This is a genomic window from Methylobacterium sp. CM6244 (assembly GCF_054817885.1).
Window position 1 is genome coordinate 4,553,442 of sequence record NZ_CM139247.1, and the last position, 25,895, is coordinate 4,579,336.

Annotated in this window: 27 protein-coding genes; 7 read left to right on the forward strand and 20 right to left on the reverse strand. The window is 64.6% G+C overall.

Annotation, left to right across the window (positions count from 1 at the left end):
- Positions 1 to 321: 321 nt before the first annotated feature.
- Positions 322 to 870, forward strand: coding sequence for an HNH endonuclease (locus ACYQML_RS21315; protein ID WP_018043045.1), 549 nt, complete (start codon positions 322 to 324; stop codon positions 868 to 870).
- 6 nt (positions 871 to 876) lie between these two features.
- Here the strand turns inward: ACYQML_RS21315 and ACYQML_RS21320 are convergent, their stop codons facing one another.
- The 4 genes from ACYQML_RS21320 to ACYQML_RS21335 form a co-directional block, all read right to left on the reverse strand.
- Positions 877 to 1,170 carry a hypothetical protein gene (locus tag ACYQML_RS21320; protein ID WP_461233969.1) on the reverse strand — a complete coding sequence of 98 codons (294 nt, stop codon included), beginning with the start codon at positions 1,168 to 1,170 and terminating at the stop codon, positions 877 to 879.
- 85 nt (positions 1,171 to 1,255) lie between these two features.
- The gene (locus tag ACYQML_RS21325) at positions 1,256 to 2,167 is read right to left on the reverse strand and encodes an outer membrane protein (protein WP_056433768.1); all 912 of its coding nucleotides are present in this window, start codon (positions 2,165 to 2,167) and stop codon (positions 1,256 to 1,258) included.
- A 213-nt stretch (positions 2,168 to 2,380) separates the two neighbouring features.
- On the reverse strand, positions 2,381 to 3,235 hold the full coding sequence (locus tag ACYQML_RS21330) for an outer membrane protein (protein WP_461233970.1): 855 nt from the start codon (positions 3,233 to 3,235) through the stop codon (positions 2,381 to 2,383).
- A 230-nt stretch (positions 3,236 to 3,465) separates the two neighbouring features.
- Positions 3,466 to 4,317, reverse strand: a complete 852-nt coding sequence (locus tag ACYQML_RS21335) for an outer membrane protein (protein ID WP_207411487.1) — start codon at positions 4,315 to 4,317, stop codon at positions 3,466 to 3,468.
- Positions 4,318 to 4,546: 229 nt separating this feature from the next.
- On the opposite strand from ACYQML_RS21335, the gene ACYQML_RS21340 reads away from it, so the two are divergent.
- The gene (locus ACYQML_RS21340; protein WP_056433528.1) at positions 4,547 to 4,870 is read left to right on the forward strand and encodes an MmcQ/YjbR family DNA-binding protein; all 324 of its coding nucleotides are present in this window, start codon (positions 4,547 to 4,549) and stop codon (positions 4,868 to 4,870) included.
- Here ACYQML_RS21340 and glmM read toward each other — a convergent pair.
- From glmM to ACYQML_RS21375, 7 genes are all read right to left on the reverse strand, one after another.
- A complete protein-coding gene (gene glmM / locus ACYQML_RS21345; RefSeq protein WP_461233971.1) occupies positions 4,867 to 6,207 on the reverse strand; it encodes a phosphoglucosamine mutase in 1,341 nt (446 codons plus the stop codon). The two genes, ACYQML_RS21340 and glmM, sit on opposite strands and share 4 nt — an antisense overlap.
- Before the next feature lie 207 nt (positions 6,208 to 6,414).
- Positions 6,415 to 6,558 (reverse strand): hypothetical protein, encoded by a 144-nt coding sequence (locus ACYQML_RS21350; protein ID WP_461233972.1) that lies wholly within the window; start codon positions 6,556 to 6,558, stop codon positions 6,415 to 6,417.
- Between the two features lie 129 nt (positions 6,559 to 6,687).
- Entirely contained in the window at positions 6,688 to 8,607 is a 1,920-nt protein-coding gene (gene ftsH, locus ACYQML_RS21355; protein ID WP_027174054.1) for an ATP-dependent zinc metalloprotease FtsH, read from the reverse strand.
- A 145-nt stretch (positions 8,608 to 8,752) separates the two neighbouring features.
- Positions 8,753 to 9,760, reverse strand: a complete 1,008-nt coding sequence (gene tilS, locus ACYQML_RS21360; protein ID WP_461233973.1) for a tRNA lysidine(34) synthetase TilS — start codon at positions 9,758 to 9,760, stop codon at positions 8,753 to 8,755.
- A complete protein-coding gene (gene ybgF, locus ACYQML_RS21365) occupies positions 9,757 to 10,725 on the reverse strand; it encodes a tol-pal system protein YbgF (RefSeq protein WP_461233974.1) in 969 nt (322 codons plus the stop codon). The genes tilS and ybgF overlap by 4 nt, the downstream gene beginning before the upstream one ends.
- 116 nt (positions 10,726 to 10,841) lie before the next feature.
- Positions 10,842 to 11,342, reverse strand: coding sequence for a peptidoglycan-associated lipoprotein Pal (gene pal / locus ACYQML_RS21370; protein WP_018043035.1), 501 nt, complete (start codon positions 11,340 to 11,342; stop codon positions 10,842 to 10,844).
- 325 nt (positions 11,343 to 11,667) lie between these two features.
- The gene (locus ACYQML_RS21375; RefSeq protein ID WP_461222948.1) at positions 11,668 to 12,033 is read right to left on the reverse strand and encodes a phosphorelay protein; all 366 of its coding nucleotides are present in this window, start codon (positions 12,031 to 12,033) and stop codon (positions 11,668 to 11,670) included.
- Positions 12,034 to 12,159: 126 nt separating this feature from the next.
- On the opposite strand from ACYQML_RS21375, the gene ACYQML_RS21380 reads away from it, so the two are divergent.
- The gene (locus ACYQML_RS21380; protein WP_207411485.1) at positions 12,160 to 12,567 is read left to right on the forward strand and encodes a response regulator; all 408 of its coding nucleotides are present in this window, start codon (positions 12,160 to 12,162) and stop codon (positions 12,565 to 12,567) included.
- Here ACYQML_RS21380 and ACYQML_RS21385 read toward each other — a convergent pair.
- The 4 genes from ACYQML_RS21385 to ACYQML_RS21400 form a co-directional block, all read right to left on the reverse strand.
- The gene (locus tag ACYQML_RS21385; protein WP_461233975.1) at positions 12,549 to 13,619 is read right to left on the reverse strand and encodes a diguanylate cyclase domain-containing protein; all 1,071 of its coding nucleotides are present in this window, start codon (positions 13,617 to 13,619) and stop codon (positions 12,549 to 12,551) included. The genes ACYQML_RS21380 and ACYQML_RS21385 overlap by 19 nt on opposite strands.
- Before the next feature lie 143 nt (positions 13,620 to 13,762).
- Complete coding sequence (hemC, locus tag ACYQML_RS21390; RefSeq protein WP_461233976.1) at positions 13,763 to 14,686, reverse strand: hydroxymethylbilane synthase; 924 nt, start codon at positions 14,684 to 14,686, stop codon at positions 13,763 to 13,765.
- A 351-nt stretch (positions 14,687 to 15,037) separates the two neighbouring features.
- Positions 15,038 to 15,337 carry an antibiotic biosynthesis monooxygenase family protein gene (locus ACYQML_RS21395; protein WP_461233977.1) on the reverse strand — a complete coding sequence of 100 codons (300 nt, stop codon included), beginning with the start codon at positions 15,335 to 15,337 and terminating at the stop codon, positions 15,038 to 15,040.
- A 38-nt stretch (positions 15,338 to 15,375) separates the two neighbouring features.
- Complete coding sequence (locus tag ACYQML_RS21400) at positions 15,376 to 16,242, reverse strand: Kdo hydroxylase family protein (protein ID WP_419952067.1); 867 nt, start codon at positions 16,240 to 16,242, stop codon at positions 15,376 to 15,378.
- Between the two features lie 352 nt (positions 16,243 to 16,594).
- On the opposite strand from ACYQML_RS21400, the gene ACYQML_RS21405 reads away from it, so the two are divergent.
- Positions 16,595 to 17,038, forward strand: a complete 444-nt coding sequence (locus ACYQML_RS21405; RefSeq protein WP_056433561.1) for a hypothetical protein — start codon at positions 16,595 to 16,597, stop codon at positions 17,036 to 17,038.
- A gap of 115 nt (positions 17,039 to 17,153) precedes the next feature.
- Positions 17,154 to 17,432, forward strand: coding sequence for a hypothetical protein (locus ACYQML_RS21410; RefSeq protein ID WP_056433780.1), 279 nt, complete (start codon positions 17,154 to 17,156; stop codon positions 17,430 to 17,432).
- A 56-nt stretch (positions 17,433 to 17,488) separates the two neighbouring features.
- Here the strand turns inward: ACYQML_RS21410 and ACYQML_RS21415 are convergent, their stop codons facing one another.
- Entirely contained in the window at positions 17,489 to 17,962 is a 474-nt protein-coding gene (locus ACYQML_RS21415) for an Hsp20 family protein (RefSeq protein WP_461222941.1), read from the reverse strand.
- A 179-nt stretch (positions 17,963 to 18,141) separates the two neighbouring features.
- On the opposite strand from ACYQML_RS21415, the gene ACYQML_RS21420 reads away from it, so the two are divergent.
- On the forward strand, positions 18,142 to 19,149 hold the full coding sequence (locus ACYQML_RS21420) for an alpha/beta fold hydrolase (RefSeq protein ID WP_461235761.1): 1,008 nt from the start codon (positions 18,142 to 18,144) through the stop codon (positions 19,147 to 19,149).
- Between the two features lie 20 nt (positions 19,150 to 19,169).
- On the opposite strand, the gene hisN is transcribed toward ACYQML_RS21420, so the two are convergent.
- The 4 genes from hisN to ACYQML_RS21440 form a co-directional block, all read right to left on the reverse strand.
- Positions 19,170 to 19,958, reverse strand: coding sequence for a histidinol-phosphatase (gene hisN / locus ACYQML_RS21425; RefSeq protein WP_056433570.1), 789 nt, complete (start codon positions 19,956 to 19,958; stop codon positions 19,170 to 19,172).
- Positions 19,959 to 20,107: 149 nt separating this feature from the next.
- Positions 20,108 to 22,030: an AI-2E family transporter gene (locus ACYQML_RS21430; RefSeq protein ID WP_461235762.1), complete on the reverse strand. Its 1,923-nt coding sequence runs from the start codon at positions 22,028 to 22,030 to the stop codon at positions 20,108 to 20,110.
- A 248-nt stretch (positions 22,031 to 22,278) separates the two neighbouring features.
- Positions 22,279 to 23,046, reverse strand: a complete 768-nt coding sequence (locus ACYQML_RS21435) for a LamB/YcsF family protein (RefSeq protein ID WP_461233978.1) — start codon at positions 23,044 to 23,046, stop codon at positions 22,279 to 22,281.
- Positions 23,043 to 23,288, reverse strand: a complete 246-nt coding sequence (locus ACYQML_RS21440; protein WP_207411386.1) for a helix-turn-helix domain-containing protein — start codon at positions 23,286 to 23,288, stop codon at positions 23,043 to 23,045. The genes ACYQML_RS21435 and ACYQML_RS21440 overlap by 4 nt, the downstream gene beginning before the upstream one ends.
- 971 nt (positions 23,289 to 24,259) lie before the next feature.
- On the opposite strand from ACYQML_RS21440, the gene ACYQML_RS21445 reads away from it, so the two are divergent.
- A complete protein-coding gene (locus ACYQML_RS21445; protein ID WP_419952070.1) occupies positions 24,260 to 25,873 on the forward strand; it encodes a TROVE domain-containing protein in 1,614 nt (537 codons plus the stop codon).
- The last annotated feature ends 22 nt before the right edge of the window (positions 25,874 to 25,895 follow it).

Sequence of the window (25,895 nt, forward strand, 5' to 3'; positions counted from 1 at the left end):
TATTAGACTAACGCGCAATGGACAGAGCCTTTTCGTATCGACGCGAGGAGGTGGCGTTGGCCGTCCATGTCGATGTGCCTCGCCACAAACCGGGCGTTCCCGCCCGATGCGACCGCTTTTGGCTAAGCCCAGGCCGGTCCGCCCTCCCCGATCATCTGTTCTCTTCGCATCCTGTGCGGGTCCGGCGACCGAGATTTGTTCGCCGGATGCCAAAGTCGAAGACCGAACTGCCGGGACCACCGATCTTTCATCATCCGGGGACGATGCCGCGCCGTAACGTGCTGCGTCGTCCCTTCGTCGATCCGTCAAGAGAGTAGCGCCATGCTGGATCTCCAAACGCTCGTCCTCAATGCGGATTACCGGCCGCTTTCGTATAATCCGCTGTCCTTATGGTCCTGGAAGGACGCTTTCACCGCCCTCTTCCTCGACAGGGTCACATTGGTGGCCAGCTACGATGTCGAAGCCCGGTCACCGAGCCGCGCCTTGAGGGTCCCCAGCGTCGTTGCCCTCAAGAACTACGTGACGCTGGCGCGCAGTCCGGCCTTCACCCGCTACAACATCTACCTGCGCGACACCTTCTCCTGTCAGTATTGCGGACTTCGGATGCCTTCCGGTGGGCTGACCTTCGACCACGTCATTCCGCGCTCACGCGGCGGATTGTCGAGCTGGGAGAACGTCGTCGCCGCCTGCTCACCCTGCAATCTGCGCAAGGCGAACCGTACTCCGGCGGAAGCGGAGATGCCGCTCCTGCATGAACCCCACCGGCCGACGCGGCACGAGCTCCATCGCCGCCAACCGGAATTCGACCACCGCGAGTACCATCACACCTGGCTGGATTACCTGTACTGGGACAGCGAACTCGAAAGCTGACGTTGGTCAGTCCTGCGAGAAGCGCGGCGGCGGTTCGTTATGGACCGGTGCGTTGGGGTTGTGCGGGGGAACAAGACCCAGGACGACTGGCGGGCCGTAAATGGTTCTCACCAAGCGCGGCGCCGGCAGGTAGCGAGGATCACGATAGGAAATCTGCGGCGGCAACATCGCGCCGTGCCGCTGAACATACGGACCTTGGTACACAGCATCGACGGCAATGTGGCGGCCTCCTGCCTCGGCTCCTGAAATGGATACGAGGCTGAGTATCGCGGCACCGACGGAGAGGTTGGTTCGGTTCATCGTGCGGAGTCCGTTTCAAAATGCTGGCGGACTTTGCAGCAGATGATGCGATGAAGCCCTTAACGCACCAGATTTTGTATGAGTCTCAGAACTTCACGGCCGCGCCGCCGCGGACGGTGTTCAGATTGACTTTGTGGCCATCAAAGTCGTTAAAGAGGACATATTGATATTCCCCACGCAGAATAATGTTTTGCGTCAACGCGTATTCCAGGCCTGCGCCCAGTGCGATGCCGCCAACGACCTTTGTTTTACTGCTTCCGTAGGTGATGGGCGCTGCCAGAGTTGATCGACCGGGGTTTTGGGCATTGAAGCTGCTATAACCACTGTGGCTGACGACGGCGGCTTGCCTAGGATCGCTGAGGCCGAGATTGGCACGATACGTGGTTTGGTCGTATTCTGCGGCCTGAACTTTTACTTGATCTGCGATTTGTGCGCGGCCGATGGCCAGTCCGCCCGTTACGAACGGGAGAAAGGCACCCATTGTATAACCGGCACGGGCCCGGATCGTGCCGAAATCTTCAATTCGCGTCGAGGACGTGCCTTCGAGGCCGACGGAGCGAAAAAAGCCATCTGTTCCAACCATGAAACGAGAAATGTAATTGTTGCTCGCGCCGGTTCTGCCGAAGCTTGTATAATCCACCTCAATGCCGATGACGGTCTCGTCGAACTGGTAATTCCATCCCGCAAAGGCTCCATAGCTGGCGCCTTCCGTCCGGGTTGAATGCGTCTGGAGCAATCCAGAGGCATGCATCTCGTTCTCGAAGTAAGTCTGGCTGAGCGCGCTTGCGACAATGGGTTGAAACGCATTGTTGAAGCCCAGCGCGGCCGAGCTGTATCCCGCATGCCCGCCGAAATATCCGCCGTTCCAATCGATCTCGGTTGAGGCAGGCTCGTAATCGGAACCACGCAGCACGCCATAGTCCAGATCGGCGGCCCGGGCGGTCGGCAGCCATCCGAGTGTGATGCCGGTCAGGAGAGCAAGGGTGACGGTACGCATCGAGGTCGTCCTCAGGGCTGCAGCCCGACTGTTCTTTCCGAACATAGTATCGTTATTGATTGCGTAACCTTAATACTCCGTTGCGTTCGCGCCACATGAGTTACGGCCAGGCCTATGGTCATGGTCGCAGGACGAAAAAGCCCGCGCGGCACGGGCCGGGCGGGCTTTGAGCATAGGAAGGCGGGCGAAGGTCCTGCCGTGTCGGGCTGTGCACTATTCGTAGGGATTGCCGCCGCCGTAACCGCCGGTCCCAAAAGCAGCAGCGCCGCCAGCGAAGCTGTAGCGCAGGCCGACGCGAACCTCGTTGGCCGAGATGTCCTTGAGGCGGGTCCCGAAGCCGAAATCGTCGAGGCCGGTCTTGGCGCGGCCGAGATTGACGTAACGGTAGTTCGCATCGATCGCGAAGCCCGCACCGATCTCGTAGGACACGCCGCCTGTCAGTGCCCAGGCCAATGACGTGACCGAACCGTTGCGACGCGCGGCAGCGGGGCGTGGCCCGACCACCGGGCTTCCGTCACAGAGCACGGGAACGGTACAGGTGGTTTGGGTATAGGCGTTGCGGAAGTCTTTCTGCGCGATACCGATGCCTCCGCCGATATAGGGGGTGAGCCCCCACCAGGTGCCGAGATCCGCATAGACGTTCACGAGGGCCGTCAGCACGTCGAGCTTGCCGGCTTCGACGTTGTATCCGTTCGCGAAGTTCGAGCCGGACGAGTAGGTCGTGAAACGGCTGGGAAGGCGCTGGTCGATGGTGGCGTCCATGCGCAGCCAGTTGTTGAAGCGGTAGCCGATGCCGCCACCATAGCCTGGCTGATGACTGAGGCGCAGTCGTACGAGCGGCGGTGTGCCCGGTTCGACCAGCGTCGCATCCTTGGGATGATCGTAATAGCTCTCGGTGAAATCGGCACGGAGGTACCATCCGCTGCCGATCTGGACCGGGGCGGGTGCCGGCGGAGGCGGTGGCGGCGGAAGAAGGTCCGCTGCAACGGCTGGCACGGCGGCGCCGATTGCCAGTCCGGCGAGGATCGCAGCGAGGGTTGCGGAGCGGTATCGACGAGGCGGAATCATCAGGATCCTCACGGACGCATCGGCCGGAAAGCGCATGTTACGGATGCATGCCGGCGAGGGGGGGGACTGACCAAGATGATGAATTTAAAAGGTTATGATCGCCTTAACCCTAACGGGTCCTGAGCTGGAAAAGACAACGCGCTCCGGCGTTAACCCAGCTGTCGTGCTCGCACAAAAGAGGACGGCGCGGATACCGATCCGCGCCGTCTTTGTAGTGTCCTTGGAAAAAATCAGTATTTACGGACGATCGGTTCTGGCAGCGGCTGATATTCGACCGCTGGTGCAACGGCGCCCCCAAGAATCCAGCGCATGCCGACCTTCACGTCATGCGAGGCAATGTCCTTGAGGTGATAATCCGTCTTGCAGAAGGGCGGTGCGTCGCAGGTGATTGTGCCGGTTTGCGCCGAACCCATGTTGAGATAGCGATAGGCGAGCTCGAGCTTGAGGTTCGGCGTAATGGAATAGCCGAGACCGGCATGGGCCGCCCAAGCGAAGCTGAGCTTCTGCTTTTCCGGGCCCGAGCCAAAGCCGCCCTGATAAAGGCCTTGGCCGTTGTCGGTCACGCCGCCGAACATGTGGTGTGCAAAGCCGACACCTGCGCCGACGAAGGGAGTGACGCCGTAATATGTGCCGAGATCGACGTAGCCGTTGGCCATGCCGACCACCGAGGAGAACTTGCCGGACGTGCGATTGATCCCGCCGCTCGGCTTCTCGGCCGCGTAGAAGATCCATTTCGCTTCCGACCGGTACTCGCCGGTGAAATCGAAGCGGAGCCAGGAATTGGCTTGGTAGCCGATACCTGCGCCCACGAAAGCCTGGTTGCCCAGATAATCTTTCAACACGTTGTAGTTGTATTGGATCGGAGGGGTCGTCACGTCCTTGGCGACGGTGTGACCTTCTCCGAGAATTCCAGCACCGGCGTCGCCGCGAAGGTACCATGCGCCGCCGATTTCGATCGGCGGGGGGAGCGGCTCGGGAGGCAGGCTCGGAAGCAGGTCGGCGGCCTGCGCGAGGCATGGCGCTCCCACGCTCGCAAGGAGCGTGATCGAGCGCGCCAAGGCAGAAAGCTTGGAGCGGCGCATAATGGATCCTTCAACTCGATCGTTCGGCGGAGGTGTGGGAGCACCAGCCTGGATGACGAACCCATCATCTGCCGGATGAGTTAAATCGCGCTTAACGTTAAACGTTAGCCTTTCTGAGTTCTTAGAGGGCCGCAAATTTACTGACGCTCGTAGAAGCTATCGAGATATCGCGGCACTTGCATTCGCGGGCCGCCTCGGTGGTTTTCGCGAGTAACGAGGCGGAGAGATCATGCGGCCTGAAGATGTACGCGCACTCGCCCTGATGCTGCCGGGGGTGGAGGAAGGCGCCCATATGGGCCAACCCGATTTCCGCATTGGCGGGCGGATCTTCGCAACCCTCTGGGTCGACGAGGAACGCGTTGTGCTGAAGTTCCCCGCCGAGCATCAGGCTTTTGTGGTCGAGGCCGAGCCGGACCTGTTCGATCCTGTCCCCGGCGCGTGGGGACGGCGTGGCTGGACCAGCCTGTCCCTGGATGGGGCCGATGAGGAGACGCTCAGAAGCGCTCTCCTCACGGCATGGCGCTGCCTCGCGCCGGAGGCGTTGCGCGATTAGGCCGCGGCTTTCGCCACGGCATCGACGATGTCGTCCACGACTTCCATGACGAGGCTTCGATCGTCGCCCTCAGCCATGACGCGAATGACCGGCTCGGTGCCCGACGGACGTATGACGACGCGGCCGGTCTCGCCGAGACGCTCGCGGCCATGGGCGATGGCTGTCACGACCGCGTCCTGCTGCAGCGGCGTACCAGAGCGGTAGCGCACGTTTTTGAGGATCTGCGGCAGCGGGTCGAAGCAATGGCAGACCTCGCTCACCGGCCGCTCCTGACGCTTGACCACGCTGAGAAGCTGAAGTGCCGCCACCAGACCGTCTCCGGTAGTGGCGTAATCCGACATGATGATGTGACCCGACTGCTCGCCGCCGAGATTGTAGCCATGCTCGCGCATGTGCTCGAGGACGTAGCGATCGCCGACCGCCGTGCGGGCGAGACCAAGGCCGATCCCCCCGAGGAACCGCTCGAGACCGAGATTGGACATGATCGTCGCGACGATGCCGGGCTGTGTCAGGCGGTCGTCGTCCTTCCAGGACCGTGCCACGACAGCCATCAGTTGGTCTCCATCCACCGACTGGCCCTTCTCATCGACGATGAGAACACGGTCTGCGTCGCCGTCGAGGGCGATGCCGATATCCGCCCGCAATTCCCGAACCTTGGCGGCAAGGGCGGCGGGAGCCGTGGATCCGACATCGTGGTTGATGTTGAAGCCATCGGGATCGACGCCGATGGCGATCACTTCCGCTCCGAGTTCCCAAAGGGTCTCCGGCGCAACGCGGTAGGCCGCGCCATTGGCGCAATCGACCACGACCCGTAGGCCGTCGAGGGTGACGTTGCGCGGCAGCGTACGCTTGGCAAATTCGATGTAGCGAGCATGCACGCTTTCGATCCGCTTGGCGCGGCCGAGGTCGCGTGAGCCGGCGAGCTTCTTGTGCAACTCCCCGTCGATCAAGGCTTCGATGGCGCGCTCGACATCGTCGTTCAGCTTGAATCCATCGGGACCGAAGAGCTTGATGCCGTTATCCTCGAACGGATTGTGCGACGCCGAGATCATAACCCCTAGATCGGCGCGCATCGAGGGGGTGAGCATGGCCACGGCCGGCGTCGGCATGGGGCCGAGCAGCATCACGTCCATGCCCACCGAAGTGAACCCGGCAACGAGAGCTGTCTCGATCATGTAGCCCGACAGGCGGGTGTCCTTGCCGATCACGACCCTGTGGCGGTGATCGCCCCGCTGGAAGACCAATCCTGCCGCTTGCCCCACCTTAAGGGCCAGTTCAGGGGTGATCACCCCGTTGGCACGGCCTCTGATGCCGTCTGTGCCGAAATACTTACGCACGTTCTTCAATCCCGATCGTCACAGCCCATCATAGCGGGTCTCACCTCGCTGAATGGTATCGAAGCATGGCAAACGAATGGTGGCCGGGCGGGAGCCTAGCTCATCCCTCGTCGCGCGTCAGAAGGCCTGTGAAACAGCAATGATCAGCCAGACGAGGACAGCACCCTCGATCTGCTTGCCAATGCTGAAATAGTAAAGCTCGACACACTACCAAGACGCCATGTTTGACTGCCAGAACCGGTCCGAACGCGCGTCGAAGAGCGGGCCGCACGTCTCGAACGAATAAGCCAGCGGATCGAAAGCCGGGTCGAGACTGAGAAGCTTGTCGCTCACCTGCTCGTTGCTCGTCACGCCGGCAAGCGCCTCGCCGTACGGTCGATCTATCCGCGGTGCCGCCCGATTCGACCTTTGGCAATCAAAAGAAAAGCGGCGAGGTCTCCCTCGCCGCTTTGATATTTCTGAAGAACGAACACCCTGACGTCACGCCTGGGGCTGAGGCTCCAGCCCGCCCTCGTTGTCCCGCGGCCGGCCGCGACCGGCGGACGGGACGGACGAACCACGGATCGGAGTCGGTCCATCACCCGCATCACGGATGGGCGGCTTGCCGGCGATCAGGTTCTTAATCTCGTCACCCGAAAGGGTTTCGTATTCGAGAAGCCCCTGGGCCAGTGCCTCGAGATCGTCCTTATGCTCGCCGAGGATGCGGCGGGCCTCCTCAAGGCCGGTCTCTACAAGGCGGCGAACCTCGGCGTCGATCTTCTGGGCAGTGGCCTCGGAAACCGTCTGCTGACGGCCCATGGACATGCCGAGGAAGACCTCGTCGTTGTTCTCGCCATAGGCCACGGTGCCGAGCTCAGGCGAGAAGCCCCAGCGCGTCACCATCATGCGAGCGAGACGTGTCGCCTGCTCGATGTCTGACTGTGCTCCAGAAGTAACCTTGTCGGCGCCGAACGTCATCTCTTCGGCGATGCGACCGCCCATCATGATGGCGAGACGCGAGGTCATCTGCTCGAAGCTCATAGACAGCTTGTCGCGCTCTGGAAGCTGCATGACCATGCCCAGGGCCCGGCCGCGCGGAATGATCGTCGCCTTATGGACGGGATCAGTGGCAGGCACGTTGAAGGCGACAATGGCGTGGCCACCTTCGTGATAGGCCGTGAGCCTCTTCTCGTCCTCAGTCATCACCAAGGTGCGCCGCTCCGCACCCATCATCACCTTGTCCTTGGCGTCCTCGAACTCGTGCATCGTGACGATGCGCTTGCCACGACGTGCGGCGAGCAGGGCCGATTCGTTGACGAGGTTCATCAGGTCGGCGCCGGAGAAGCCAGGGGTCCCACGCGCGATGACCTTGAGATCGACATCCGGTGCCAAAGGCACCTTGCGAACGTGAACGCGAAGGATGCGCTCGCGGCCGACGACGTCGGGGTTCGGCACCATAATCTGGCGGTCGAAGCGGCCCGGACGCAGCAGGGCGGGGTCGAGCACGTCGGGACGGTTCGTGGCCGCAATGATGATCACGCCCTCGTTGGCCTCGAACCCGTCCATCTCCACGAGGAGCTGGTTCAATGTCTGCTCGCGCTCATCGTTGCCGCCGCCGAGACCCGCGCCGCGGTGGCGACCGACAGCGTCGATCTCATCGATGAAAATGATGCAGGGCGCATTCTTCTTGGCCTGCTCGAACATGTCACGGACGCGGCTGGCACCGACGCCGACGAACATCTCGACGAAGTCCGAACCCGAGATCGTGAAGAACGGCACATTGGCTTCGCCCGCCACCGCACGGGCAATGAGGGTCTTACCCGTGCCGGGAGGGCCGACGAGGAGCACACCACGCGGAATGCGACCTCCGAGACGCTGGAACTTCTGCGGATCACGCAGGAACTCGACGATCTCCTGCAGGTCTTCCTTGGCTTCTTCGACGCCGGCGACGTCGTCGAAGCTGACGCGGCCAGAGGCCTCGGTGAGAAGCTTGGCCTTCGACTTGCCGAAGCCCATGGCGCGCCCGGCACCCGACTGCATCTGGCGGCTCAGGAAAATCCAGGCACCGATGAAGACTAGGATGGGCAGCCAGCTCACGAGAAGCTGGATGAACCAGGGCGTGTTGTCCGAGGGGGGACGTGCGGTGATCTGCACACCCTTGCTCTGCAGCTTCGACACCAGATTCGGGTCGTTGGGCGCATAGGAGGTGAAGTTGCCACCGCCGACATAGGTACCACTCACATCCTGCCCGGAGATCACGACTGTCTGGATCTTGCCGGAATCGGCATCGTTCAGAAGCTGGCTATAGGCGATCTCACTGCCGCCGCCGCGATGTCCCGGATTTTGGAACAGGGTGACGAGGGCAAGCACGAGCAGGAAGATGACGACCCACAAGGCAAAATTGCGGAAGTTCGGGTTCATCGATCAATCCCTGGGGGCGTCCGGTCCCGCGCTTGGTGGGCGGATCACGCGGATGCATGTCGGCAATGTAGGCAGTGCCGCCTCCCTTGCCAAGTAAATCGGGCCTGCCTGCGGCAAGCCGGTCGGCGGAAAGGTGAGCGCGTCCCTAAGATGGGGACCGTCGCGCCGGTGCCGGAGAGAAGGAGAGGACGCCCTCGGCCCCAAGTTCGACGAGGATGCCCCGAAGCGTGCGTCGCATGGCGGTGCCTGCGGTGAGGGCCGGCCGAAGCTCTTCGAAGACGAGCCGCTCCATGCGTTCCAGGCGCCCTACCCCTCCCCCTCCGGCCTCGTTCAATGCGAGGTCGACGACGCGAATAAGGATCGCATCCGGAAGAGCGGCCAGTAGGCGGCCATCCAGGACAACGGCATCGGCGGTAAGGCGGAGCCTGATAAAGGTGGACTGCGCTGCATCGCGTAACGCGTTCTCGTCGCGAGACATGCGGGCCGCCAGACGGCAGAGCCGTTCGGCGTTGAGACCTTCCGCTGCGAGGTCGGGCATCAGTCGGCGTAAACGTGCACGTGCGAAGCGCTCATCCACATTCGAAGGATCGCTCGCGTATGCCAGCCCATGAGCCGAGCAGTAGGCGATGAGATCCGCCTTTGGAATATGGAGGAAGGGTCTTGCTAGGCGCAGGCCCGGTGCAAGCTCCCGGTCGCGCCGCATACCCGCGAGACCAGCCGGACCGCTTCCGGCGAGGAGCCGCATCAGCACGGTCTCTGCCTGATCGTCAGCTGTATGGCCCGTCAGTATTGTGTCCGCGCCGATCCCCGTCGCGCATTCCGCCAGGAGGGCGTAGCGCGCCTGGCGTGCGGCGGCTTGAATACCCCGGCTAGGCTTGTCGCCGTCCCAGGTCAGGATGTGGTGCCTCAAACCAAGCGCCTGCGCAGTGATCCCGACGTTCCGGGCCTCGACGCCTCCCTCCGCCCGAAGACGATGATCCACCGTCGCGACCTGGATCGGATGCGCCGCCCCGGACCGGGCGGCTGCATGCATCAAAGCCGTGGAGTCCGGTCCGCCGGAAACTGCGATGAGCAGGTTGCGAGTTTCGAGATAGGGCTTCAGCGCCGCGACAAGCGTCGCGTCGATCCCGTCACCCGCTGGGGTGGCATTCAAGCGGCGCAGCGGGCGCGTTTCTGCTCGCGAACCACGCTCTGGCGGACACCCTGCGCTGCGGACGGGAACTTCCGCTCCAGTTCGGCGAGAGTGGCGCAGGCTTGTTCCCGTGCGCCGAGTGCATTCAGAGATATTCCAAGCTTCAGCATCGCATCCGGCGCCTGGGGCGAGCGCGCGTAATCCGTGGAGACCTTCAGAAACTGCTCGGCCGCCTCGCGGTTGCGGTTGCGCTGGAGGTAGCTCTCACCGAGCCAGTACGTCGCCGACGGCACCTGCGCGTCGCGCGGATGCGATTGAATGAACTGGCGTAGGCTCATCTCCGCCTGTTCGTAATGGCGTCCGGTGATGTAGCCGTAAGCCGTCTCGTAATCCGCCCGTGCATCGCCTGTCGTGGTGGCGGCCACGCTGGTCATCGGGCGCGACGGGCTCGCGAGAGCGCCCGTCGTAGGAACGCGCGACGGGGGCGTGAGGTCGACGGGGCCACCTAGGCCTGGAGGCGACAGGCCAGGCTCTTCGTCATCGGCATCGACCACGGTGGGCGGCACACTCGGTCCCCGAGACGGTGGTGCGGTCGCGATGGCAGCCGACGGCATAGTCGTGCCGAGCGGCATCGGCCCGCCGGGACGACCCGGATTCTGATCCGGGTTGAAGGCATCGCTGCGCTTCTGTGGCTTGGCTTGACCGGGATTGGTACCTGACGGGGATGCGGCGGGCTTTCCAGCGCCACCCTTGCCTTCCTGCAGGCGATATTCGACGTCCTCTTGGAACTTGCGAAGCTGTTCCTTGAGCTGGCGATTCTCGTATTGCAGCGTCTCGATCTGACCAGCCATCTGACGTGACTGGTTCTCGATGCGATTCAGACGGACGACAAATTCCGACGCATCCTGGGCCGCCGCCGAACCGCCGACGGTCAAGGGAGACAGGAACGTGAGAAACGTGGACGCGATGAGCAGGCGGCGGAGCATGGGAATCGGCACCTGTGGTCGGATCGGACGAGGATGCATCGGCAGCGCCCCGCCGATAGCAGATGTGCCTGGACGCAGCAAAAGTGGGCCGCACCCGTAATGGCTAACCTACGTTCTCAGGAGCCGGCGCCCCGGTCGAGGACGGTCACGGCGCGGCGGTTCTGTGACCAGCAGGAGATGTCGTTGCACACGGCGACCGGGCGCTCTTTACCATAGGAAACCGTCCGCATCCGTCCGGCGGCGAGGCCGCGCGAAGACAGGTAATCCTTGACGGATTGGGCGCGGCGCTCGCCGAGCGAGAAGTTGTACTCGCGGGTGCCGCGTTCGTCGGCATGGCCTTCGACCAGAAAGGTGTAGCGGGGATAGCGCTGCAGCCACTGGGCCTGTTTGTCGAGGGTGGCGGTGGCGGTCGGCGTCAGATCGGTCGAATCCGATTCGAAGAAGACGCGGTCGCCGATATTGACGACGAAGTCCTGTGCGCTGCCCGGCGTATTGGCGCCTCCTGCGAAGCCCGAAGCGTCGGCAAGATCCTTGTCGTTTGTGCAGGCAGCGACACTGAGCGCGGCGCAAAGGGCCGCCGCGAGCGGAAACACGCGAAAGCGCGCGGTCATCGACATGGTCGTGGTCTCCTCGGGCGGGGTGTCCGGTTCCGGAGCGTCCCAGCGGGGTCGTTTGGTGGTAGGACCTATGTAGGTCGAGCGGGTTAAGCGAAGGTTCCGTCAACCTTGACGGGGTGTTTCAAAGGCTGAAATCCAGTCGCGGCGTGTGACGCTGAGCACCTCAATTCAACGAAACGACCTCGTGACCGGCGCGATACCCTGTGTCGCACCTGAAATGCGGCAGCTGCGCGACGAAAAAACTCCGTGCTCCTCTCCTCCGACGGGTGTGTCTTCGGCGCCACGGACCATTGCGGTGAGGTGTTCGGAAGACGCGAAAGTGCTGTCACCCGTATGCACCCAACACGGCGAGCGCGTCGAGCGCGCGCTTGGCGGCGACCCGGCCTTCCTGCAGCGGGACGTCGATATCACCGCCATTGAGGCAAGCTTGAGCGATCGCCGAACAGCACCGCGAGAGGTCGACGAAGCCGAGAGCCCCACTCGATGCCAGGAGTGCATGGGCGTCCTGCCCGATGGCGATCCGATCGTCGTTCCCGGCTCGAAACCGGATTCGGATCTCGACGATGAGCAGGGACAGAAGCTGCATCAAGTGGTCGCGTCCAAGCAGGTCTTCGAGTTCGGCGAGCGTAGCTTCATTGCAGACCGCCCACCTCCCCTTCTCCGCCGTTGGCTCCAACGCTGCCTCGCGCATCGTCACACGGTCTCCAAACGACCCCCCGTCCACGTTGCGAGCGACACCCGAGTCGACGCGACCGTTGATGGAAGCTTAACCATTAATGCAGCCATTTGTTGGTGTAGGATAGGGTCGATGGCCGGAATGAGTGGCACACCGAAAGTTCTGATCGTCGAGGATAATTTCCTTCTGCTGGATATGTTGACGATCCAGTGCGAGCGCGCTGGTCTCGCAGTCGTCGCCGCGTCAAGCGGAGAAGACGCCTTGACGCTTCTCAGGATTCATGGCGTCGATATCGACTGGTTGCTGACCGATATCAATCTCGCGGGGATGATAGACGGATGGACGGTGGCTCTTGCCTTCCGCGAGGTTCGCCCCGACCGCCCGGTGATCTATGCATCGACGAATGCTTATTTTGACCGCAGGCCCCTTCGGGGAAGCCTTTCGGTCCGCAAGCCGTTCCAGATCCGCGAAATCGTTGCGCTTGCCCGAATGATGGCAGCTGAGCGAGGCTTGCCGCCAAGATCCGTTTCTCACCACGTATCAGCGTGAGGCGGTCGCAAATGTTCTGCCGGAGGGGCTAGCCGGAACGTCCCCCGTCCTTCCGCCTTGGCCGCATACAGCGCCATGTCGGCCTCGGCGAAGATGTCTTCCGAGTTGTGGCGTGCCATCATGGCGATGCCAATCGACACTCCGATCGTGAAGGTCCCCTGCCCCCAAGCGATGGGCGGCGCCATGGCAGCGATGATACGCTCCGCCAAGACGGCGAGTTCGGGAGGATCGATGGTGGCGTCCACCACGATGCCAAACTCGTCCCCCCCGATACGCGCCACGAACTCGGTGTGACGGCACGTCTCCATAAGACGTCGCCCGACCTCCGTAAGACAAGCATCACCGGCCATATGGCCATGTGTGTCGTTGACTTGTTTGAAGCCGTCGAGGTCGAGGAGCAACAAAGCTCCCATTCTGCCCATATCTGTGAGCCGAGTGTAGAAAACGGTGCGGTTCGGCAGGCCCGTCAGCGTGTCGAACTCTGCTAGATAACGGGTCCGGTCTGCGAGGATCTTCTCCTCGGTGATGTCCTGCTTCATGCCGAAGATACGGACCGGGATTCCGCTGTCGCATTCCACCGTTGCGGTCAGGCGGATCCAGCGGCGGTTGCCTGCGACGGTCATAATTTCGGCGTCGAGGGTAAAGCCGCCGCGTTCGGCGATGGCCTGGCTGCGGAGCGCGTCGAGGCGGATGCGCGACGCCGGGCTGTAGCATGCCAGGGTCGTCCCGCGATCCACCGGCGAGCCCACCGGCAGATCGAACATCCTGTAGACGGCATCGGTCCAGGTCAGTGCATCGTCTTCGAGGCGGCATTCCCAGACTCCGATTTTGGCTACGGCGGAGGCGCGTTCGAAGATTTTCCGGCTATGGGCAAGGGACACTGCCTGTGCGTCGATGAAACGGGCTTGTTCCTCGACACGCGCCTGCAGGCTGGCGATCAGCGCTGCATCGCCATTTTGCTCGATCGTGAACTCTCCGAGACCAGCGGGATCCCCGTCGAGACGGATCAGCACGGTTGAGCAGGGCGATAGGGCGGTGCGGACCTCATGCATCGGTATTCTCAGGCCGCGAAGTGTATGAGACTGTACGCAGACAGTACCGGACGAGCGATTAACCGATCCTCTTTCGCCCGCAAGGCGCAGAGATGCCGCGCCCGACCGGATACCAAGCTCCAGCTATCGATGCGTGCGCCAAGCTATTGCAGATGCTTGGCGTAGGTGTCGCCAGCGGCACGTTTCAGCTCGGCGCCGGCGTCCTGTCCGATTCCGGCCGCATCGGATACCGCGCCAGAGCGGTGGACCGCCCAATGAGCACTGCCGTCGGGCAGGAACAACAGGCCGTTCAGGGTTAGCACCGCGCCGTCGATCCGTGCTAGGGCCGCGATGGGCGTGCGGCACGACCCGTCAAGCTCCGCAAGGAGGCCACGCTCAGCATTGAGTTCAGCCGTGGCCGTCGGGGACCGGAGGGGGGCAAGCAGAGCTCGAACATCGGAATCCACCTCCCGGCATTCGATGCCGAGGGCGCCCTGGGCCACGGCGGGGAGCATCTCCTCCACGGACAGGACGCTTCGTGCCATGTCGGCCATGCCGAGGCGTTCGAGACCGCAGAGGGCCAGAAGCGTCGCCTCGCATGTGCCTTCCTGGAGCTTGCGCATTCTTGTGTTGGCGTTGCCGCGCATGGGGACGATGCGCAGGTCCGGCCTGCGCATGAGAACCTGGGCGGCCCGGCGCAGGGAAGAAGTGCCCACGCGTGCGCCTGGTGCGAGGCCGGCAAAGCCCTCGGCTTGCGCGGAGAGGAATGCATCGCGTGGATCGTCCCGTTCCAGGATGCAAGCGATGACCAGCCCCTCGGGTAGCCAGGTTTCGACATCCTTCATGGAATGCACGGCCACGTCGACCACGTCGGCGAAGAGGGCCTGTTCAAGCTCCTTCGTGAAGAGTCCCTTGCCGCCGATTTCGGACAAGGGGCGGTCGAGGATGCGGTCGGCGACCGTGTTCACCACCACCAGCTCCGTTTCCAGCCCCGGATTTGCGGCCACGATCTTGTCGCGGACCATTCCCGTCTGCGCGAGAGCCATGGGGCTGCCGCGGGTGCCGATGCGGAGGGGGCGCTGAATCATGGGCGATGGACGCCTGTGCAAGGACGCTTCGGGTAAGACCGCCTCTGTCGAGGACGGTATCCTTCAGTAAGCAGTCGGCGATCCGCTGTCACGGTGGCGGAGGCTTTGCGCGAGCCGCGCGCCAGGGAGTGAAAGAAATCTATTAACCCACCCCGATCATCGGATCCTGATGATAGGAAGTCGATCGTATTTCGACCTCCAACGAAATGAGAGATGGCTTCGAGCAAGCTCGAACGTTTCCGCGATACGCATTTTCCTTAGGACGATGCGGGGCTGCTGGCGGACAGCAGCTTGCTCCTCCTGCCCGTTCCCCTCGGGGCATGATGCCGCCGGTCATGACGGGCCTGGACGTCAGAACGCCTGCAGGGTCAGTTCCGTATGCTCGACGCTCGGCGGTCCCTCGAAGAAAGGGGATACCATGGCGCGGTAATCCTTCCAGGCCTGCGAGCCCGTGAAGAGTTCTGTATGGTCCGCGAGGGTCTCCCACTCGATCAGCAGTCGATAGCGTTGCGGCTTCTCAACGGAACGACGAACAGCGAAGCTCCTGCATCCCTTGGCGACCTTGAAGATTTCGGCTGCCTTGGCGATGTTCGCCTCGAAATCAGCTTCCATGCCGGATTTGATTTCGATCTGTGCGATTTCGAGGATCATGGCGTGGCCCTAAACCCGGTTTCTGTATCGGTGAAATTTCAACGCAGTTTGCGGCCGAGCTTCTTGGCAAGGATCCGCTGTGGGCTGCGTTCCGGATCCGCTTGGCTCGTGACGGGCAGGTAGGCCGTCTGTTCCAGCATGTAGCGGCCGCCCATGGCGCCGTGCATGACGAGGTCCGAGAACGTCACCCAGGTCTGGCCCGGTGCAAATTGCACATCGGCCTGGGGACCTTTCTGCTGGTACTCCATGTCCTGCTTGAGCGCGTCATGGAGATGAAGCATCAGGTGGTCGTATTCGGAGCGGCGCGCCTTGGTGATACGCAGCGTGGCCAACAGCCGCGCGGATAGCGGCGAGTAGCCCGGCAAGCGCGGCAAGAATTTTTCAGCCATCGAGCCGAAATCCTCGCCTACCCGCCACAGGCGCGGTTGGCCGTTGGGGTTGATGTTGCGGAAAATGCGCAGGATGCGCTTCTCGCCGATCGGATTCGACGGAAAGGCATCCACATGCAGACGGGTGTCGTCGCGGCGCCAACTGAGCTTGCGTTGATCCACCTCGAACGGACGGTAAGAGGTGCCAGCCAGCGTGACTTTGCCGGTATAGGCCGGCAGATGGCGGTCGATGAGCCCTTGGGCGAAGGCCTTGTAGCGGATGAGAAGCTGACGCAGCGCTTCCTGTTCCTCCGGCGTCCCGGCGGCACCTCTCAGGGCGGCCTCCTTGCCGCGGATGTTCACGTTCTTGGCCTTGCCGTCAGCGAAGGGTCGTTCGACGAAGCGCTTTTCGAAATCGCTGAACGGGAAGTCCTCGTCATGGAAGACCAGGACCGACCCGTTCTCCAAGGCTTCGACGAGGGAGGGAGCGCCGGGCGCTGACCCGTCGCGGGCGACGGAAAGGATCGGGCTGATCATTGGGGAAGCGTCCTCGAAAGCCGCGTGTGCCGCGCGGTTTAGCCGAAGCCCGGGCTTTCCGCCAAGGGTTGGCCGTCAAAGGTAAGACGGTAAGGGCCAGTCACTACGGAATGAGTACGAGCCGGTCCCTTCACGGGCGATGACGCGCGCTGGAACAGCGACGCTACCGAGAGTGACGTGCGGCGGATTAGTAGTGGATGAAGTCTTCACCCGGTTGTCATCGGCCCTGTACCGGCTCAACCATGCTCGATCGACCGATGGCGTCCGTCGCAACCTTGGCGCATGCCCGATCGTTCTCTCGGTGGCGGGCAGGTCCAAAGGTCCGGCCGCGACGGCAACGAGGAAGCCGACGATGGCGACGTTGAAGGAATTCGAGGAGGCCCTGCGAGAGCAGGGTATGAACATGGCGCTGGCCCTGCTGCAGCGCCTGCGCGAGCGCGATCGAGCGACCCGGACGATCAAGCCGGCGAGACGCCTCACGGGGCAGAAGATGACACCGGAACTGGCCCGGGCCATCCTCGACCTTCACGCTTCCACGGGAATGACCCAGCAGGAGATCGCCTTCAAGGTCGGCGTGAACCAGGGACGGGTCAACGAGGTCATCAAGCGCGGCAAGTGGCTGAACGAGGATCCGCAGGCTCCCGAAGCCGTAGCCCGCGACAAGGCAAAGGCTAGGATGCGCGGCGAGCCGAAAACGCAGCGAACCGCGCCGAAGCCTACGGTCCGTAAGGACCGGCCGATAGCTGCTCGTCCTAGGCAGAGCCCACAGGGACAACTCGCCTTCGGAGACCTGTGAAGCCCCTGTGAAACTTGGCTGATCGGCTTCGAGTTACCCTGGTCGGACGGCGCTTTTGCGTCGTCGAACGCTGGGGCATTGGATTGTGGCGAGGGTCTTCAATTTCATTTGTGGCATGTGTGCCGCGATCGGCGTCGCTTCGCCGGCTATCGCGCAACGGGCATCCACACTCGATATGACGTGCCCAGAGGCCCGATCCGTCGTGTCGCGCAACCGCGGCATCGTTCTGGGTACGGGTGGAGCGACCTATGACCGTTTTGTGCGTGACCGGGGTGCTTGTGAAGTGACCGAGATCACGATCCCCGCCTATGCTCCCACGCGCGACACGCCGGATTGCTTCATTGGCTATCGATGCAGGGAGCCCGGCCGAGGAGACCGGTTCGACGGGTTCTGACACGCAAGAGCGCCCCGACCAGGGGATCGGGGCGCTCTCCATCAAAAGACGATCGATTAGGCCGCTTCTTGCACCTGACCCTCGATCACGGGTGCCTTGGTGGCAGCCGACGTGGCGATCTGGATCTGGCGAGGCTTCTTGGCCTCCGGAATCTCGCGGACGAGATCGATATGGAGCAACCCGTTCTCCAGGGCCGCGCCCGTCACCTGCACGTAATCGGCAAGCTGGAACCGACGCTCGAAGCCACGGGCGGCGATGCCCTGATGCAGAACCTCGACCTTTCGGCTGGCATCCGGCTTACGCTCACCTTTGAGCGAGAGAGCGTTTTCCTTCACCTCGATGGTAAGGTCTGCTTCGGTGAAGCCTGCTACCGCGACCGTGATGCGGTAAGCGTTCTCGCCTGTGCGCTCGATGTTGTAGGGTGGGTAGGTCGGGACCGCGTCGGCGCTCACGAACTGATCGAGGGCCGAGAACAAACGGTCGAAGCCGACAGTAGAACGATAGAGGGGAGCAAGATCGAACTGGCGCATGACATATTCTCCGTAGGAAGCAACATGTAACGTTATCGTCCGCCCTAGGGGCCGGACTATTGCGCCGCCGTATCGGCCGGCGCTCCTCCAATATCGGAGGCGTGGCGATAGGCTTCAAGAGTTTGGATACCCCGTTACATGGAAATTTTGATGCTGCTCCTCTTGTTCGGACATCGCCCATGCTGAGCCTTGCTTCCACCCCCGGAAATCCAGTTCCCCCGGGGGGAACGCTGGTCTCTGTTCAGACGGATGACGGAGTACGGCTGAGGGCGGCTCACTGGCGCCCCACAACGCGCCTTGTCAAAGGAACGGTGTGCCTGCTTCAGGGCCGGGCTGAGTTCATCGAAAAGTACTACGAAACCATCACGGATCTGCGCCGGCGCGGCTTCGCGGTCGTAGCGTTCGATTGGCGTGGTCAGGGCGAATCGCAGCGGCAAGTCACCGATGCGCATCGTGGCCACGTCGCACGGTTCGACGATTATCGCCACGATCTCAAAGCGATAGAGGAAGCGATCCTACGGCCGTTGATGCCGCATCCGCATATGGGCCTCGCCCATTCAATGGGGGGCGCCGTGGCTTTGAACGGTGCGATGGACGGATGGCTCCCCTTCGCCCGACTAGTCACCGTGGCACCGATGTTGTCGATCCGGATGATCCGTTTCCCGGCGGCGTCCTTCTTTCTCGCCCGTCTGTTGCATGCGCTGGGGCTCGGGCGCAGTTATATCCCGTTCGGCAAACCGACCTCGATGGCGACGAAACCGTTTGCGGGAAACCGACTCTCGGGTGATCCCGCCCGCTATGAACGCAATGCCCAGGCGGCCCGGGCGGTGGGCACTGGCGCCGTGGGCGACCCGAGCGTGGCCTGGATCGTCGGTGCGTTCAGGGCGATGGAGAAGCTCGCCGATCCGCGAAAGGCCGCCTCGATCCGCATCCCGATCCTCGTGATCGGCGCTGGCGCCGACCCTGTTTGCGATACCGCCATCACTGAGCGGTTCGTCGGCCGCCTTTCCTCCGGGTTTCTCCTCGTCCTGCCCGATGCCCGGCATGAGATCCTCTCGGAGCGTGACGCGATCCGAGATGATTTCTGGGCGGCCTTCGATGCCTTCGTACCGGGGACGGTGGTCACGCCGTCGCGAGTGGAGCACGCCGATACGGGGCGGTCAGCCGCTGCCGCGATGCTGCCCTAGAACCCGCGCGGTTCAGGACCTCACGGGTTGAGGTGTCGCAGGGCCGCGGCGTGCAGCCGGACATCGCCGGCGGCGACGATGCGGCCGCCCTTCGCGGCCGAACTGCCATCCCAGGCGGTGATGACGCCGCCGGCGCCCTCGATGATCGGGATCAGCGCGACGATGTCGTGCGGCTTCAGGCCGGCCTCCACCACGAGGTCGATCTGCCCCGCCGCGAGCATGCAATAGGCGTAGCAATCGGTGCCGTAGCGCGACATCCGCACCGCGCCCTCGATGCTTTGGAAGCGATCCTGCTCGTCGCCCGGCGCGAACAGGCGCGGGTCCGTGGTGGCGAGCAGCGCATCGGCGAGGCGCTCGCAGCGGCGGGTCATGAGCTTGCGCGGGCCGCGAATGCCATGAAACGTGGCACTGGCTCCATCGCCCACGAAGCGCTCGCCGAGATAGGGCTGGTTCATCAGCCCGCGCACCGGCACGCCGTCATGGAGCAGGCCGATCAGCGTTCCCCAGGTGGGGAGCCCCGTGATGAAGGCGCGGGTGCCGTCGATCGGGTCGAGGACCCAGACGCATTCGGCATCCGCATGGTCGGAGCCGAACTCCTCGCCGACGATGCCGTGGGTGGGGAAGGTGCTCCTGATCCGGCCGCGCAGGATGGTCTCCGCCGCCCGGTCGGCTTCGGTGACCGGATCGAAGGCGCCGGTGCCCCTGCCCTTGTCGTCCATGCCGAACGAAGCGCGGAAGAAGGGCAGGATGGCCTGACCCGACTCGGTGGCGAGATCTTCCATGAACCGTGCGAGATCGACGACGCTCATCGACGGGCCTCCTGTCCGAACCGTGTCCGCCACGGAAGCGACGATGGGCCGGCCGCGTCAAGCCCGATAGGCCCCGAACGACCGCCATGACCCCGGTGGTTCGACCGCCATCGCCCGGCCTTTCGACCGGAACGGAACGCCTCTTCCCGTCAGGTCGCCACGGCGGCCGTGACGGTCGGCGATGGCGGTAGCTCGGGCGCCGACGACTCCGCTTTCTCGGCCCCCATAATCGTGCCGGCCTGGGCGAGGACGGCCTGCAATGTGGAATCGAGGGACGAGACGTGCACGTCGCCGCCGATCGCCGCGCGCTGACCTTCGTCGTTGAGGATCTCGTGATCCGCCTGCCAGAGGCCGACGACGATGGGCAGGTCCGGCATGCGCCGCTTCAGCCGCCCGACGAGGCGGCGCAGATGCGTCGGCTCCCCGCTTATGGCGAGCGACACGATGCAGATCATCCGGGCCGGGCCGGGGTCGAAACTGTCGATCTGGGCTCGCGCCACATCGGAGAAGGGCACGATTCGCGTGCCGATGCCGCGCTTGCTCAGGAGTTGGGCCAGGATCGAGCAGGCCGATTCGTCGACGAAGCTGCGCCCCGTCACGCATAGGACCGCACCGTCCTGCTTCCAGGCCTCGGGGATGTCGTCGGGAATGGCGAAGTCGTCGTCGGGCACCTCGGTCTCCCGGCGGTCGAGCCCGGCGATGAGGACCGCGACCGTGTCCCGGATATCGTTCTTCTGCTCCGGGGTGAGCACGCCGCGGGCCGCGTCGCGGGCAGCGAGCTCGAGGCCTTTCAGCACCACGTCGTCGTAATAGGAAGAGAGTGAGCACTCCTTGAGGATCAGCTCGGCATGCTCCTCGGCCTCTTCCGGGTCGTCGGCGAGGATGCGTTGGTAGAAATTCTCCACCGGGGTCAGGGCAGGCCGGTCGCCGAACAGCACGTCGAGGAATTCGAGCTTGTCCACGTGGCGGCCGAGAACGACGAGGCAGACGGTGAGCGGCGTCGACAGCAGCAGGCCGACCGGCCCCCACAGCCATGTCCAGAACAGCGCCGAGACCAGCACGGCGAAGGGCGACATGCCGGTGGACTGGCCATAGAGCATCGGCTCGATGACATGCCCCGTCAGCGGTTCGAGGATGAGGAACACCGCCAGGGTGGCGATGACCATCGACCAGCCGGGATCGACCGCCGCCGCCAGCGCCAGGGGGAACAGGGCCGCCAGGGCCGCGCCGATATAGGGGACGAACCGCATCAGCGCCGAGAAGATGCCCCAGAGGGCCGGGTTGGGCACGCCAATGATGTAGAGACAGATCCCGATCACCACGCCGAAGGCGGCGTTGAGCGCGAGCTGCACCAGGAAGTAGCGACTGAGGCGCCGCGCGGCATCGTCCATCGCCACGGTGGTCCGGTGGAGATCGCTCGACCCGACGAGGCGGATCATGCGGTCGCGCAGGTCTTCGCGCTGCATCAGCAGGAACAGCAGCACGATGAAGACGATGCCGATGGTGGCCAGCGGATGCAGGATCGGCGACAGAATGGTGTTGGCCAGCGCCAGCGGGTCCGGCGCCCGCTCCTTCATCTCGACGAGGACCGGTTTCTCGGGCGGCGGAGCGTTGGGCTTCCCGGCCTCGGGCTTCGGAGTCTCGGGCTTCGTGCTCTCCTCCCCGCCCTGGTGCATGGTCCGGCCGATATTGGCGACGTAATCGGCCATCCGCCCGGCCGGGCTATCGCGCAGGCCTTCGACCTTCTGCTCGATGGTCGCGCGGTAGCGGGGCACATCCTTGGCCAGATCCGCCAGCTGGACTCCGATGAGGGTGGCCAAAGCCGCCGCGACCCCGAGAGCCATGACGACGGAGGTCGCCACCGACAGGAACCGCCCGAAGCGCAGGCGCCGCAACAGGTAGACGATGGGGCCCAGCACGAAGGAGAGCAGGACCGCGATGGCGATGGGAATGAGGACGTCGCGGCCGATATAGAGGCCGGAGACGATCAGCGCGGTGACGATGAGGGGCGAAACCAGCGAGGGCGGGAGCGATTCGGCCGCCGCGATGCGCGTTGCCCGGGGCGGCAGCATCGGATCCCGCAGAGGTGTCCCACGAGAAATGCCGGTTTTGCCACTCGTGGAACTCTTGGCACCCGCGGACCCCGCCTTCGGCGCCTGCGGCGATGCGGCTTCAGCCGGGGTGGGTGTCGCCATGTCGGTTCCGTCTCAACGCTACGCACACGATGTCGCGGCAATCTCGCCAGCGTAATCGCCATGAGGAACGGAGTATCGGCGGGAAACGATCCCTGCTTCCTGCAAGCTTTGCATTCATTCTGGAATCAGGCGGCGTTGAACGCGGCCAGTGCGAAGCCCGCTTCTCCGAGGGCCAGCCGGACCGCGCGCGCCGTCTCGACCGCTCGTGGCGTATCGCCGTGGACGCAGATCGTGTCGATGGACACCGCGATCCGCCGGCCGGACAGGGTGATCACCGCCCCCTCCACCACCATGCGGCGGACCCGCGCCGCCGCCTCGGCCGCATCGTGGATGACGGCTCCGGGCCGCGAGCGTGCGCAGAGTTGCCCGTCCTCTTCATAGGCCCGATCGGCATAGATTTCCCGCACCACGGCGAGACCGGCATCGAGAGCCGCGCGCTCGGCCGCGAGGCCCGGCATCACCACCAGGGGCAGAGTCCGGTCGACGGCGAGGACCGCCCGCGCGAGAGCCTTCGCCACATCCGCATCGGCGTTCGACAGGTTGGCGAGGGCTCCGTGCGCCTTCACATGGGTGACGCGATGATGGCCGAGGGCCGCACAGGCCTGGAGCGCGCCGATCTGGTAGGCCACCCCGGCCTCGATCTCCCCCGCGCTCTCGGCAATGACGCGACGGCCGAAACCGCGAAGATCCTGAAATCCCGGATGGGCGCCGATAGACACGCCGCGAGCCTTGGCCGCCGAGGCGGTGGCGACCATGATCGCGGGATCGCCGCCATGGAAGCCGCAGGCGACGTTGGCCGACGTGACGAGCTCGAGGAGCGCCGCATCGTCACCGAGCGTGTAGGGTCCGTAGCCCTCGCCGAGATCGGCGTTGAGATCGATCTGGCGGCTCATGCGGCCCGTGCCGGCCGCGCCCGCAACATCACCCCGAACCCTTCGTCCTCGTCGCCGATGAAACGGACGCCCTCCCCTTCGAGGGCGTTGCGGATGGCGTCGAGCGTCCGGTTGCGCGGGGCGACCTGGTCGCTCTCGATCATGTTGAGAGTGACGATGGAGAGGGAGGCCCGCGCCGCGAGCGTCCCTTGCGTCCATTTCAGCAACCCGCGTCCGGCGCGGATCTGAGCGGATGTGATCATGCGAAGGAGATGGACCGAACTGTAAGATTTTTCAAGTTTCGCCTTGACTGGACCGGAGCGCGACTCTAATCACCCCGCCATCGGCCTGCCGGGCCGGTGATCGAGGGTTATCGCACCATTTCCGACGTCCGCGGTCGCGAGCCGTGGGGGCCTCGAGGCCCAGTCGTCCTCGATCGTTCATGACCGGCAGACCAGATTGCCTCACCGGCGCGGGCCGGCGGGGGCTCGGTTATCACCTCTTATGTGAAACCGCCCGAGCCCCATTCGACATGTCCGCGTCCCTCGCCATTCGGTCCCTGCCACGGACGGAGCAACGCATGAAGAAAGTCGACCTAAGCGTCGCCGCGTTCGCCTGTCACGGGGGCGAAAGCCGGCGACCGACCCGTCTTTGATCCGGCGCTCCGCGCGGGCCGCTGACGAACGGTTATCTTTGGGATGAAGGGCTTTCGAGCCCTGGGGTTCGCCCCCCCGACGGCCTCGCGGCCGATCCGTTCGCCTCGACCATGTCCGCGCGGCCATAGGCCGGGTTCACCGACAATCCCTCATCGTCGACGTTTCCGTCGCCTTCGCGCGGTGCGGGCCTCCTGGCTCGCGTCCGAGCGCCCGCGCCGGAACCCGAGCGGTCCGTGCGGGCCGACAGGGGACGGTTATCGGTAGAGTGCCGCGGGGCTCGCCTCGCGGAGGTTGCGGATTCGAATTCCGCCGGGGCCGTCGCGGTCCCGAAGCTCATGACGCCGTCCCTCGAACACATGCCCGCATGGCCGACCCGGATCGGCGAGCGGATCACCCCATCGGCCGCGCGGGCCGACGCGGCAGGATTATCGACGTCTTGTGTCGCGGGTTCGACTCCCGCCGGGCAGCGATGCCCGTAGCTCAGACGGTAGAGCAAAGAACCCTCCTGCCACCGACCCATGCCCGCGCGGCTCCAACGAACCACCGGGCACGAGGCCCCGTGGAGGAAGGAGCGAGCGATGATGTCCTATGCCAAGCTGTTCTCGCTCCGGCGCAATCCGCAGTCGGAGCCCATTCCCCGTACCGTGCCGAACTCGGCCGGCGGACACGCCTTCCCGGTGAGCGACTGGACGCGGCTCGACCGTTTCCTGGTGCTCGGCTCCGAGGGCGGCTCGTACTATGCCGGCCCCGTCGCCCTGACGCGCGACAATGCCCGGGCCGTGCTGCGGTGCCTCGCGGAAGACGGCCCGCGCGTGGTCGCCGCCATCGTGGCGGTGAGCGAGGCCGGACGGGCTCCGAAGCAGGATCCGGCGATCTTCGCCCTGGCGCTCGCCGCCTCGGCGGAGGGCGAGCATGCCCTCGCCACCCGCCGGGCCGCCCTGGCCGCCCTTCCTCGGGTCTGCCGCACGGGGACGCACCTGTTCCAGTTCGCGTCCGCCGTCGAGGCGATGCGCGGCTGGGGCCGTGGCCTGCGCCGCGCGGTGGCCGATTGGTACGTCGCCCGCCCCGTGGAGGCCCTTGCCTACCAGGCGGTGAAGTATCGTTCGCGCAACGGCTGGTCGCACCGCGATCTGCTGCGGCTGGCTCATCCGGAGACGGGCGAGCCGGATCGCGCCGCCCTGTTCGACTGGATCTGCCGCGGCACCCTGGCCGAGTCGGCGCCGGCGCTCGTCCACGCCTTCGCCTCGGTGCAGGCGCCGGGCGTCAACGGGGCTTCGGCCGCGGCGATGATCCGCACGCACGGCCTGCCGTGGGAGGCGCTGCCGACCGAGCTGATGACGAGCCGGGTGGTGAACGAGGCGCTGATCGAGCGCATGCCGGTGGGAGCCCTCGTGCGTCAGCTCGGGCGGCTCACGGCCTTGGGCGTGCTCGCCCCCTTCTCGGAGGGGACCGAGCATGTCCGGGCAATGCTGTCGGACCGGGCGCGCATCCTCGATGCGCGCCTCCATCCGATGGCGCTGCTCATGGCGCTCAAGACCTACGCGTCGGGGCGCGGTGAGCGCGGCCGGCTCTCCTGGGAGCCGGTGGCCGCCATCGTCGAGGCGCTGAACGCCGCGTTCTACACGGCGTTCGCGTCGGTGACGCCCACCGGCAAGCGTCTTGTCCTGGCCCTCGATGTGTCGGGGTCCATGGCGACGGGAGGCGTGGCCGGGTCTTCGCTCACCCCGCGTGAGGCGGCCGCCGCGATGGCGCTCGTCACCGCGGCGACCGAGGAGCGCTGGCAGGTCGTCGGCTTCACGGCCGGTGCCGGCCGGCGCCGGAACGAGGGCACGGCGCTGACCGCGCTGCCGATCGGGCCGTCGATGCGGCTCGACGCGGCGGTGGCGGCCACGGCCGACCTGCCCTTCGGTGGGACGGATTGCTCGCTGCCCATGCGCTGGGCCCTTGAGCGGAACGTCCAGGCCGACGCCTTCGTGGTCTACACCGACTCGGAGACGTGGGCGGGGCCGGTCCACCCGGTGGAGGCCCTGCGCGCGTACCGGCGGAAGACTGGGATCGACGCCAAGCTCGTGGTCGTGGGGCTCGTCTCCAACGGCTTCAGCATCGCCGACCCGGAGGATGCCGGCATGCTCGACGTGGTCGGCTTCGACGCCGCCGCGCCGGCACTGATCGCGGACTTCCTCCGCGCCTGACAGGGGAGACGGACGGCACGCC